The 13417-nt window shown below is 35.2% G+C and carries 7 protein-coding genes; all 7 read right to left on the bottom strand.

Going from position 1 to position 13417, the window contains the following annotated elements; translation table 11 throughout:
• Positions 1-96: 96 nt before the first annotated feature.
• A complete protein-coding gene (locus tag ACRASX_RS08345; RefSeq protein ID WP_432220864.1) occupies positions 97-1371 on the bottom strand; it encodes an acyltransferase family protein in 1275 nt (424 codons plus the stop codon).
• Between the two features lie 40 nt (positions 1372-1411).
• Complete coding sequence (locus ACRASX_RS08340) at positions 1412-4411, bottom strand: glycoside hydrolase family 3 N-terminal domain-containing protein (protein ID WP_432220863.1); 3000 nt, start codon at positions 4409-4411, stop codon at positions 1412-1414.
• A gap of 78 nt (positions 4412-4489) precedes the next feature.
• Positions 4490-5995 (bottom strand): sodium:solute symporter, encoded by a 1506-nt coding sequence (locus tag ACRASX_RS08335; RefSeq protein WP_432220862.1) that lies wholly within the window; start codon positions 5993-5995, stop codon positions 4490-4492.
• Between the two features lie 24 nt (positions 5996-6019).
• Complete coding sequence (murQ, locus tag ACRASX_RS08330) at positions 6020-6841, bottom strand: N-acetylmuramic acid 6-phosphate etherase (protein ID WP_432220861.1); 822 nt, start codon at positions 6839-6841, stop codon at positions 6020-6022.
• A 55-nt stretch (positions 6842-6896) separates the two neighbouring features.
• The gene (locus ACRASX_RS08325; RefSeq protein WP_432220860.1) at positions 6897-8090 is read right to left on the bottom strand and encodes an exo-beta-N-acetylmuramidase NamZ family protein; all 1194 of its coding nucleotides are present in this window, start codon (positions 8088-8090) and stop codon (positions 6897-6899) included.
• A gap of 153 nt (positions 8091-8243) precedes the next feature.
• A complete protein-coding gene (locus ACRASX_RS08320) occupies positions 8244-9977 on the bottom strand; it encodes a RagB/SusD family nutrient uptake outer membrane protein (RefSeq protein WP_432220859.1) in 1734 nt (577 codons plus the stop codon).
• Positions 9978-10008: 31 nt separating this feature from the next.
• Entirely contained in the window at positions 10009-13275 is a 3267-nt protein-coding gene (locus ACRASX_RS08315) for a SusC/RagA family TonB-linked outer membrane protein (protein WP_432220858.1), read from the bottom strand.
• Between the last annotated feature and the right edge of the window lie 142 nt (positions 13276-13417).

The following is a 13417-nucleotide window of genomic DNA, read 5'->3' as shown; positions in this document are numbered from 1 at the left end:
TTAAAAGGAAACCAAAAATAGTTTTTTTGATTGACTATAGTTGCTAATTTATTGGATTATAACGTAAAATTCTTGTGCCTTATTTGCAAACAATAATTATACCTTAAAAAACATTTTCTTTTTGTAGAAATACCACAATAAACAGCTCCACAATAAAACATAAATAACAGCATACATCAGTGATGCAAGCGTTTGATTTTCGAAATTTGAGCTAATCCAAAATGTATAAGCATACTCTCGAATATTAATTACTGCTCCAGCATTATCTGGGTTTTGTACTTTGATCATTGTAAATGCTCGAGGTAAAATGCCCGAAAGAAAGAAAACAATCATTGGATTGACGCCCCAAACAACAAAAAAGGTGGTCCATTTTTTATGGCTTAGAATATCGATCAAGTAGTAAATAATGCTTAAAATAAAAAGTGCAATTCCTGACGTGAATAACACATACGAACTGCTCCAAATTGACTTGTTAATAGGAAAAGAAACAGACCAAAGCAATCCTAAACAAACTAGCACTACACCAGTACCTGCCATAATTTGAGCGATTTTTATTTTTGAAAGCGATTTGCTATTCAATAATTGTCCAGCAAGAACGCCTAATAATCCGTTTGCAATAACAGGAACTGTGCTTAGAACTCCTTCTGGGTCCCAAGTTTTAGTTTCTACATACATGTGCCCTTCTAATAAAACACTGTCCAACCAAGATGCAAAATTGGTTGCAGGTTCTAGATTTGGGTAACCCACTCCCGGAACATTAACGAAGGTCATTAGTGCCCAATACCCTAATAGGATAATAAGACTTAAAATGATTTGCCATTTAATTGTTGTTTTTACATATAGAAGTGAAACTATCAAATACACAATTCCAATGCGTTGTAAAACACCTAATAATCTAACGTTGTCAAAGTGTTCGATTCCGCTAAAGGTTAAGCCTACCAGAATACAAAAAATAACCACGGCGCTAATCGCTTTGACGTTGAGACTGAAGTTTCCTAACAAAGCATAACCAACCAAAGCCGTAATTGACAAGCGAATTAGCAAAAGTGGTACATATGATGCCAGATCAAAAAATTGAATTTTATAAAAAAAACTAAGAAACAACCCCAAACAAAAAATGCGCAGCGAACGAGTTACTATTTTAAGAACAGTTTCTGAATCGTCTTTTTTGACAGGCATCGCCAGGGGAATCGCAATTCCTAAAATAAAGATAAAAAAAGGAAAAACTAAATCGGCAAGCGTGCAGCCATTCCATTTTGCATGATCTAAAATAGGATAGACATAACTCCAACTTCCTGGATTATTAACAACAGTCATCATCAGCACGGTAAATCCTCTGAGAACATCAACAGATATAATACGATCTTTCATTCTTTATCAGGCTATAAAATTGTAATTCTAAAACAAAAAATTAATCCGTTATCGACTCGTAAATTATTTTTTGAATGTCTTCTCTAATATTATTTTTAGCTAATTTATTTCCTTCTTCCGTCACTTCTGGATAGGTTCTGTTGGACAGAAAAACATACACTAAATCTTTTTCAGGATCTACCCACGCAATATCGCCAGTAAAGCCAGTGTGTCCAAAACTAACACTCGAAGTGCAGCCACATGTTGGACCACCTTCCTCTAACCTTTTATCAAAACCGAGTCCGCGGTGTACATTTTTTGCACAAAAATAACAGGTATTAAAGGTATCAAAAGTAGCTTCAGAGAAATATCGTTTTCCGCCATAACTGCCTTTCTGTAAAAACAATTGCATCATTTTGGCCACATCCATCGCATTCGAAAAAATTCCGGCATGACCGGCAACACCACCATCCATTGCAGCACCCATATCGTGTACGTATCCTTGAATGGTTTGGTATCTGTAGTACCTATCTATTTCTGTAGGTGCGATTTGGTTTTTTTTGAATCGGTTCAACGGATTGTATCCTGTATAATTCATACCCATTCCGTTGTAAAAATTTTGCTGACTCAACACTTCCAATTTTTGATGCGTTACAGTTTCTAAATATTCTTTTAGAATAATAAAGGTATAATCGCTGTAGCGGTATACTTTTTTTGCTGCTAACGGAGAATCGGCAATTATTTTCATAATTGTATCGTGATAATCATTCCGAATAAAAAGACTATCTGCTACTTTTCTCGAAAACTGTTCGTCGTACATTTTTCGGTAATATTTTGGTGAAGGTCTGTTTAAAGAGTCTAATGTTTTTTTATAAAAAGGCTTCCATGCTTCGAGTCCTGCGTAATGTGACAGGAGTTCTTTAAAAGTGATATTTCTTTTATCTGTTTTTGCAAAAAGAGGCAACATCGCTCCCAATTTACTGTCTAACTTCACCTTCTTTTGGTCGTAGACTTGCATTACATTAGGTAAAGTCGAAATCATTTTAGAAAGAGAAGCGACATCGTACAAGTCCGTATTTGTTACTTTTTCAGTTCCGTTATAGGTATGATTACCATATGATTTTTGAAATACCACTTTACCGTTTCGAGCCACTAACACTTGCATTCCTGGTGTCATTCTTCCCTTGACTGCTTTGTCGGCAATCCAATCAATTTTTGATAAAACCGAAGAGTTCATTCCTTGATTTTCTGGAACTGCAAATCCTAAAACATCAATGTTCTCTGTATTTAAACCCTGATTAAGCGTAAAATTAGAATTAATGGAAACAGGTAATTTCCCTCTCGCTCCAACGGATCCAAATAAAATTTCGGCTGAAACTATTTGTGCAACATCAGCGTTTTGATACGAAACAACCAATCCTTCAACAGTATCAAAATTAGTTATTGGCAGCAATGCATACGGCTTAGTAAAAACATCAACAATTACTTTATTGTTTTCGGCTATTTTTTGCAGCCAAACTAATTCTTCCGCACTAAAATCGTACGGAGCCCATGCTGTATTTTTTTTATGAAAACCGATAATTACCGTATCGTATTCTTTCAATTGAAGGTTTAAACTATCAATATTGGAATCCGAAACTTCAGTAACAGTGGTATATTTTTTTAAGGTAGTAACAAAGGCACTATTTACGTCGTCACCCATTTTTACGTAAGCAATATTTTGATTGAGATTCTTAATGGGTAAAATATCATTGTCGTTCTTTAAAACGGTAATCGCATTTGCATATAATTGGTATTGAAGCGCTTCTTTTTGTGGTGCATTTAAATCGCTTTGCAAGTTTTGCAATTTAATTGGCTTATAATTGTTCAAACCTGCTTTGTATTTGTATCGCAATATTTTTTTTACTGAATGCGCCAATCGTTCTTCGGTAATTTGGGTTTTATTATACGCTTCCGTCAGTTTTTCAAAAGCGAGAGGCACATCGTTTGGACAAAGCAAAATGTCATTTCCAGCAAGAAAAACAGCCACTTCTAAATCTCCATTATTTTTAAATTCACTTGCCCCTTTCATTCCTAAGCCATCGGTAAAAATTAAACCTTTGAAATTCATTTCTTTTTGAAGCAAATTGGTCACCACATTGTAAGAAGCCGAAACAGGAACATTGGGTTCTGGCTCCAAGCTGGGAATATTTAAATGCGCCACCATAACGGAAGCCAAACCCGCTTTGAAAATTTTTTTGTAAGGATACAATTCGACGTCTTCAATACGCTCTTTTGAAAAATTAACTGTTGGAAGGGTATAATGCGAATCGGACGCGGTATCTCCGTGACCTGGAAAATGTTTTCCCGTGCACAAAACGTCTTGACTCTGAATTCCTTTCATTAGCGCGATGGCCTTATTGGCAACATTTGCTTTGTTCTCGCCAAAAGAACGGTTTCCGATAATTGGATTTGAAGGGTTGGTGTTAATGTCTAAAACTGGAGCAAAGTTGAAATTGATTCCCATTCGCCTGCACTCGCTTCCCATGTTTTTACCAACCTCTTCTATCAAATTTAAATCTTGAATAGCTCCCAAAGTCATGTTCCAGGGATAAGCATAAGTCGAGTCCAATCGCATGCTCAAGCCCCACTCGGCATCTAAACCAATAAACAACGGAATTTTTGCTTTTGACTGATAGTAGTTGGTCAACTGCGCCTGACGAACTGGACCGCCTTGAAAGAATATCACTCCACCCACTTTATACTTTTCTATTAAGATTTGAATTTTAGCAGTGTGAGTAGCGTCTTTATTGGAATAGGCTGAGACCATAAAAAGCTGTCCCAACTTTTCATTTATCGTCATATTCTTGTAAATACTGTCAACCCATTTCTTTTCTCGACTCCCTGCGCTGTCATCTCCTTTTTTTGAAGGTGGATCAAGTGTAAAGGAAGTTTTCTTTGGCACCTCAACTATCGAAACAATAGAACTAAACGGAGTGTTGTTGTTTTTGTAGACGGTAAAACTTGTAATTCCGAAAAAGGAAAGCAATATTACACTTTTATTTATAATGCTGTTTTTCATTTCATAGTTATTTTATGAAGTTAAACTCTAAAAGTTACTTTGTTTATTTTTAATACCCTACTTGGCTGTTTCTTTACACTAGAAGTTAATTTTGTGTACCGATTTAGTGCTTGTAAAATAAATACCGATATAGGTAAATAATCCGTTGATGATGATCAATTCATTATCAAAAGTATAACCGAATAACACACCAGAATATTCACTTAAAAAATAAGTAGCAAGCGGAGATAGCAAACAAATAATCGGAATCAAACGATCGGTAACCAATCTCGATTTTTGTAACAAGCCAAATGCATACAATCCTAATAATGGTCCGTATGTATACGAGGCTGCTCTAAAAATTAGCGCTACAACAGAAGCATCATTGAATGAATTTAAAATAATTACCACTAGAAATAGTAAAAATGAAAATCCTAAATGTATCCAATGTCTCTTTTTTACGTTATTGCTATTGGCCAAATTTCCGGTTTTGTCCATTCCCATAAAATCGACGCAAAATGAAGTGGTTAAAGCAGTCAGTGCCGAATCGGTCGTTGCAAAGGTGGCAGCTATGATTCCTAGTAAAAAAATAAAAGCAGGAATTATGGCTAAATGGTTGAGTGCAATTTCAGGGAAAAGTAAGTCTGTTCTCGGTCTTCCAGTTACCTCATCGAGCGGAATTGAGATTCCGTTTTTTTCTGCATAGATATACAATAAAGCACCTAAACTTAAAAATATAATATTTATTAAAACAAAAATTCCTGTAAAAGTGAACATGTTTTTTTGTGCGTCACCAATGTTTTTACAACTTAAATTTTTCTGCATTAAATCTTGATCGAGTCCAACCATGGCAATAGTAACAAACATTCCGCCCAATATTTGTTTAACAAAATGATACTTGCTGGTCATAAAATCGTCAAAGAAAAATATTCTAGAGTAGTCGCTTTCTCGAACAGTAGTTATCGATTCTATCACTGTTAAATTTAAACTGTCGCAGATGAAATAAATCGTAATTAAAACAGAGCTTACCAAGAAAAAAGTTTGCAAAGTATCAGTTATAATGATCGTTTTTAAACCACTTTTATAGGTGTATAAAAAAATTAAAGTAAGCGCCAAAAATACAGTAACTGGAAAAGGAATGGAATAAAAATCGAATACATAACGTTGCAAAACAATTACGACCAAATACAAACGAAAAGCCGAGCTTATGGTTCTACTCACTAAAAAAATAGTGGCAGCAGTTTTATAACTAAAAACACCCATCCGCTGTTCTATATAACTGTAAATTGACGTCAGATTCATTCGGTAATACAAGGGAAGCAGCACTTTTGCAATAATTATAAATCCAATTGCATTTCCTAAAACAAACTGAAAATATTTAAATTGTTCTCCGTTTGGAGATCCTACTTCGCCCGGCACTGAAATAAAAGTCACGCCAGATAAAGCCGTTCCTATCATTCCAAAAGCAACCAAATACCATTTTGAATTTTTATTTGCTTTAAAAAACGAATCATTATCATTTCCTTTTCTACTAATCACTTGCGAAATCAGCAGTAAAATTCCAAAATAGACAAATATGAAAATCAAAATTGTACTTGAAGACATGCGGTTTCGTGTTTTATTATAAATTTATTTTTTAATGCTTTTTTCGGCTAAAACTGCTCTCACATTTTTATATTTCTGAAGTAATTCAGCGGCCTCCTCAGATTCAATATGCAATTCTTCTGTGATCATTTTTATGGCGCGTTTCACTAATTTTTCGTTAGACAATTGCATGTCGACCATTTTATTTCCTTTTACTTTTCCAAGTTTGATCATTACCGAAGTCGAAATCATGTTCAAGGCCAACTTTTGAGCAGTCCCAGCTTTCATTCTAGTACTTCCTGTCAAAAACTCTGGACCAACCACCAGCTCAATCGGATGATCGGCAACTTGAGCAATAAGTCCGTTGCTAATGCAGGAAATACTTCCTGTTTTAATATTGTGTTCTTTTGCCATTTTAAGACCTCCAAGCACATAGGGCGTATTTCCAGAGGCCGCAATTCCTATGATAAAATCTAAACTAGAAATTTCAAATTTACTTAGATCTTTCCACGCTTGCTCGGTATCGTCTTCGGCATTCTCTACCGCTTTTCTTATTGCCGTATCGCCGCCGGCAATAATTCCAATAATCATATCGTGTGAAACCCCAAAAGTAGGCGGACATTCAGAGGCATCTAAAATTCCGATACGACCCGAAGTTCCTGCTCCAATGTAAAATAATCGGCCACCCAATTGCATTTTTTTAACAATATCCTTTACTAATTTCTCAATTTTAGGAATTTGCTTTTCTATAATTTGAGGCACTTTTGTATCTTCAGCATTAATGCTCGTGAGTAATTCTTTCACGGTCATTTGATCTAAATTTTTATACAACGACTCTTGCTCTGTTTCAGGATTTTTGTTTGTCATTTTTTTTTCGATTTAAATCATTATTTTGAAATAGGAGAATTAACTACAAATAACTTTAATATAATAAATACGGAGTTCTCATTTTCTTAAAACCTATCAAGTCTTGTTTCCAGCTATCTCTAATTGCTGTTTCAGAAACACCTTCTTCAATTTGTTTTTGCAGATTTTTTGTCCCTGCTAATTTGGTAAAAAAAGCATTAAAAAATTTTGATTTATCAGCAGTATTATCATACGCTTTAATCAGCCACTTTAATTCCAATTGGTTTAATTTTGGATAGTTTGTCAAATCTTCACCGTAACATTTCTTACCATTGTAAAGCGGATCTTTGGCGCCAAAATTTGCTTTTGGTATAAATGAAAAAGTAGTTTCTGGCAAAAATGGCGATCCGTATATTTGAAATTGATTTTCTGTTCCTCTACCCACACTTACATTTGTTCCTTCAAAAAGGCACAAACTGGCATACAAATTTATCGACTGATCGTTCGGAAGATTTGGTGAAGGTTTTACCAGTAAACTGTAGTTCATACTCCTTTTGTAATTAGAACACTCAATTACCGTTAGTTTGCATTGCATACCATTTTTTAACCATTTTTCGCCATTAATCATTTGGGCGTATTCTCCAATTGTCATTCCGTGCAGTAGCGGAATTGGGTGCATACCCACAAAGCTTGTACACTCTTTTTCTAACAAAGGTCCGTCGATAATCCCTCCGTTCGGATTGGGTCTGTCTAAGATAATTAAAGGAATATTAAGCTCTGCACAAGCTTCCATTACATAGTGCAGCGATGAAATATAGGTGTAAAAACGAGCACCGACATCCTGCAAATCAAAAATCATAATATCAATTTTTGCCAATTGCTCTTTTTTTGGTTTTTTATTATCTCCATAAATTGAAATAATCGAAATTCCGGTTTGAGCATCTTTACCGTCAACCACATGTTCGCCTGCATCTGCAGTACCTCTAAAACCATGTTCTGGAGCAAAAATGGTTTGTACTTTAATTTTTTTCTCCATTAAAAAATCGACCAAGTGAACTTTATTCGTTAAAATTCCGGTTTGATTGGTTACAATTCCGACTTTTTTATTCTCTAATAAAGGAAGGTATTTTTCAAAGTGATCAGCTCCTGTTTTTATTCGGTTGTCAGTGCTTTTTTCCGCTGTAGTTTTAGTTACTCCTTGACAAGAATAAGATGTGCTGCAAAGAAATAACAGCGCTACAACGAGTTGCTTTTTAAAAAAATGGCTCATTCAAAAAATTATTTAAGGTTTTAGATTTGAAAAAAGTTCAAAATTATTTTTTCAATTTAGGCATTATCATAGTAAAATACTACCTCTGAAATAACAATTATTCAGAGGTAGCTTACTAACAAACAAACATTAATAATCTTTAAGTACCGGCTGCTACCAGCCCGAATTCTGCTTCAATTCTACTCCTTCAGCCGCATATAAACTGATGTCGTTTGTAGGAATAGCTGTTAAGTAATTTTTTGGAGAAACAAATGCTCTGCTAACACCAGCAGCATAAGGAATTACATATCCGCTGGCATTTACTTTTGTTTTAGAACTTGTACCTATCAAGGCAGGTATTCTTGCTCCTAACGCCACATCTGGATTAGTTGTAGTATCTAAATAATCCCCTTTTTTCCAACGTAAAATATCGGCTTTACGCAGGGCTGTCCAACTCATAAATTCAATTCTGCGTTCGCGACGCACTTCCCAAATAATTGGGCTTACGATTCCAGAAATTTGTTCTAGAGCAGTAACCCGTTGTGCGTCGTTTATCTGCACTCCAGCAGCTGTTGCATTGATTCCATCAGTTGTTAAAGCAGCTATTCCAGCACGTGCACGAACTTTATTAATCGACATATCCAAATCAGCATTAGTAACTGTTCCTAATTCGGCGCAAGCCTCTGCATAATTCAAATATACTTCACTTAATGTAAATACAGGTGCATCAATTTGGTTTTGTCCAATTGTGGTAACTTCCGTTCCCGAAGTAGTAGGATTGTTAAACAACTGAAATACGTAGCCTGTAATAGATGTTAACCCCGTTAAAGGCTTGTCTGAATAAGCATAATCTTGTTTTCCAAAAGCTTTCGAAAAACGAGGATCTCTGTTTGCAAATGTGTTTGCAATATTGTCATCGCCTAAATATTGTGCATTCCCACCGATTTGTTTAATTGGCAAACCATTAGTTGTCACGTAACTTTCTGCTCCGAACTTTGTTAATCCGTTTTGAACTGTTGAAGTATTTGTATAGGCTTGAATTGAATTACCTAGAACTCCTTTTAAGTATCTTTTGGCCAAAATTACTTCTGAATTACCCAATAATTCTACCGAATTATAAAGCGACTGCCAATCTGGCTTTAATACATAAGCAGGATTATTCATAACAACCAAAGCGGCTGTTTTTGCTTTCTGAAGGTATTCATTCCCATTTTGCGAAAAATTATACTTTTTGCTCGTTCCTTCATAAACACAAACTCTGCTTAATAAAGCATAAGCCGTGTACTTGTTAACCGTAACATTTTTATCATCAATATCTAAAAGTAAAGCAGTAGCTTCTTCTAGATCTTTTATAACATTATCAATCACCTCGGCTCTACTTAAAGCTGGTTTATACACGTTTACATCGCTTTGAGATAAATACATATCTGTGTAAGGAACATCTCCAAATTGTTGTGCCAAACGAAAGTAAGTGTAAGCTCTAAAAAATTTTGCAACACCTGTATAATGCTTTTTCTTTACCTCATCCATTGGGACCGTTGGGACTCTTTCTAGCATTAAGTTGCAACGGCGTATCAAAGTATAATAATCGTTCCAATTTTTATTGATGGCGTTTGCGGTTGTATTGAAGTTGGTAAAAACATTCATCGCTAAATTGTCATCTAAATCAGACGAAGTATGAAAATAAAATTCAGATGTTATACTAGCATTATTTCCGTAGCCATAAAAGGTATCATAATTAAGCCAAGAATATGTTTTTACATTATTTTCTGAAGTCCAAAAATTTGTATCAGTGAATATATCTTCGGGAGGAGTATCCAAAAAATCTGAGCAACTAAAAGACAGCCCTGCCATAGAAAGCAAGACAATCGATATCTTTATCTTAGAGTTTATTATTAATTTTCTCATTTTAATTGATTTTTTAATTTTTAAATAATTTTTAAAATGCAAGTTGAATACCTACAGACCATGTTTTAGAAAACGGAAAAGTTCTTCCCCAAGCTGATTCTGCATCGTCAATTTCTGGGTCAACAGGTAATTTACCATCTTTAAAAGTCAATAAGTTCAAGCCTGAAACGTATGGTCTAATTTTATCCATTCCGATTTTTTGACTTATTGTCTTTGGTAAAGTATAACCAACAGTTACACTTTTTAATCTTAAATACGACATGTTTAATAAATATCTTGATTGCGCTACAAAGTTGTTCGATCCCGGCGCGTAGGCTCCAAAAGCACTCGCTGCATGATTCGGATAAGGATTTGGATAATACGCTTCGGTATTAGTTGGAGTCCAATAATCGTTCATGTGTGCATACATTGCATCTGTTCTGTTATAAAACGGCAAAACTAAATCTGATGTTGCCCAATATTGACGTTCACCAACACCTTGAAAAAATGCATCTACATCAAATCCGTAAAAAACTCCACCTAAACGAACACCATATTGATAATGAGGCGTTGTATTACCAATAACACTTAAATCTCCAGAATCGTCTGCTGTTCCTTTTCCTCTAGAAATTACACCGTCGCCATTGACATCAGTATACATTACATCTCCCGCTCCGTATTTAAAAGCGCCTGTACGTATATTTTTATAATCAACACCATTTACGATCAATCCCGTTGCATCTACCACATCAGTCGACTGAATTAATCGATCTGAATTTAGTCCCCAAATTTCACCGATTTTTTGGCCTGCATAAAAAGAACCTAATAATTTTGATGAGTTATTCCACTCCGTCACTTCAGTTGTATAATCAGAAAGCGTAAGATCTGCATATACATTAATGTCTTTTGTAATCTCTTTATTAAAATTAAGAGCAACTTCCCAACCTCTTGTTCTTAAATTTCCAGAATTCGTATTTGCTGCTGCTTGTCCAAATGAACCCGGAAGAGACTTTCCTGGCGCTAACATTCCTTTGGTATCTCGTTGGTAATAATCAAACGTCATGGACAGCATACTGAAAATTCTTAAATCAACACCAATATCCTGAGTAGTCACTTCTTCCCAAGTTAATGTGGGATCAACGTTACTCGGTTGCGATACTGACGGCGGAATTGAGGCTCCACCACCTAACCAGAAAGGGTTACTACTAGTCATAATGGGCAAAAATGCGTTGTTTGCAATATTTTGATTTCCGATAGAACCAATGGATGCGCGAATTTTAAGATCATTTAACCAACCACTAGTACTTTCCATAAACTTTTCTTTAGAAATTCTATACCCTACAGAAGCAGATGGAAAAAAGCCCCATTGTTCGTTAGTTGGAAATTTAGAAGAACCATCGTAACGACCGTTTAATTCAAGCAAATATTTGCCGTCATAATCATAATTTACACGAGCAAAAAATCCAGCAATTGCGTATTGAGATAAACCTGGATTTAAAATTGAATTTGATGAAAGTGGAGAAGTAAACTGGTCTCCAATCGCTAAATTAAATTCAGGTTTAGTTTTATCTAAAAGTGTGTTTCTGCGACCGTACGTTCTTTCGAAATCATACCACTCAGAATTTAAACCTCCTAAAGCTTTAAAATTATGTACCTCATTTAACGTTTTAGAATAATTACCATATAGATTGGCAACATTTCGAACATACGATGATTTGGTTTGTGCTACAAAATCGTTACCCGACTCCATCATTGTTGGCTTTCCCGAAACAAGATCAGCAGAACCAGACCACCAATCCCAAAGCGGAATTTGTCCACCATTCATTTTATAACTAGAAAAGTTATTATTGATGCTGTATTCTCCAATAATATTAAAATCTTTGGTAATTTGAGCAGTAAGCTTCGCACTTAAACGAGTATCATTATTTAATTTTTCATTCATGGACGCATTAGCCATGTATCCTGGTGCGTGACGGAAATTAATATCTTTATATGTTCCATAAGGAAAATAAGAACCCCAACGCATGTAATATCCAAAATATCCATTTCCTTCGGTATCCACTCCACTATTGTAATAGTTAAAGGGAGAATCGTATTCTTGAATAGACGACAATACCTTGAAATCACCCGTAAGCCACTCCGTAAATTCTGTCGACATACCCATATTTAAGTTCACTCTTTGATTGCTTTCGTTGTTAATTTTCATAACTCCTTCTTGATTCGAAACTCCCAAGGAAACAATGAACGAATTTTTTTCACCCAAAGAACCTTGAGCAGAGAAATTATGATACGATTGAATTGCATTTTTCTTTAACATTTCTGCATGTGGATCCCATACTCTATAAAAATAAAGCTTGCCTCCAATCACATCAAAATCCTCTCCAAAAACCATGTTTTTATCTTGATCACTTCGAGTAGAAGCATATTTTTCTTTCCAATTAACTATTCCAGGAAGTAACGTTTTGTAATTCATTCCAAATGATTCTGGGTTAGCGTTTCCTGCTCTCGCTTGTGCGTCGATCATAGCAGGAAGCTCATTTGTTGGATCATTAAAACCAACTAACGAAATGGGATTGCTCCAACCTACATTGTTACTATAGGCAAATCGCACTTTACCCTTCGCATCTTTTCCGTTTTTGGTAGTAATTAAAATCACACCAAAAGCTGCACGAGCTCCATATATAGAAGCTGACGCGGCATCTTTAAGAATAGACATCGAAGCTACATCTTCTGGATTGATTAGTGACATATCCGAAGGAACACCGTCCACTAAAACCAAAGGAGTCCCAGCAGCTTTACCATTTATAATAGTTCCCGCGCCACGAATATTGATATCGGAACTTCGTCCAATATTTCCTGAGTTGAAAGAAATATTTAAACCAGGCGTAGTACCTTGTAGTCCTTTGCTAATGTCCGAAATAGGCTTACTTCCTAAAGCACGATCCACATCTACTTTTGCAACAGCACCAGTTAAATTTACTTTCTTTTGAGATGCAAATCCTACGACAACAACCTCATCCAAATTCATCGCGCTTTCTGATAAATCAGCATTTATTATTTGTTGTGTACTTACAGCTACTTCTCTAGTTGCAAAACCAACATAGCTAAAACTTAGTATTTGTCCTGCAGCAGCTTTTATAGTATACCGCCCATCAAAATCGGTGCTTGTGGACTCGCTTGTACCTTTAATTAATACAGTAGCTCCTGGTATTGGTATACCGTCTACTTTATTTGTTACTGTTCCTGATATTGTTTTAATTTGTGCAAATACTACCTGCACAAACAAAAGCAATAAAGAAATAAGAAATAATTTCTTCATAATCGTTTGGTTTTTATGGTTATAAAGCAAATGTACTTTATAATTGCATACCTCTGCATAAATTTTACATATATTTCATCAAATCATCATAAAAACGCATAAAAACGCAAATTTTAATCCTTATATTTTTATTTACACTAAA

This window comes from Flavobacterium sp. TMP13 (genome assembly GCF_050847115.1).
In the GTDB taxonomy this organism is placed as follows: Bacteria; Bacteroidota; Bacteroidia; order Flavobacteriales; family Flavobacteriaceae; genus Flavobacterium.
The sequence above is the reverse complement of the archived record's forward strand: the minus strand, read 5'-3'. Positions and strand labels throughout refer to the sequence as shown.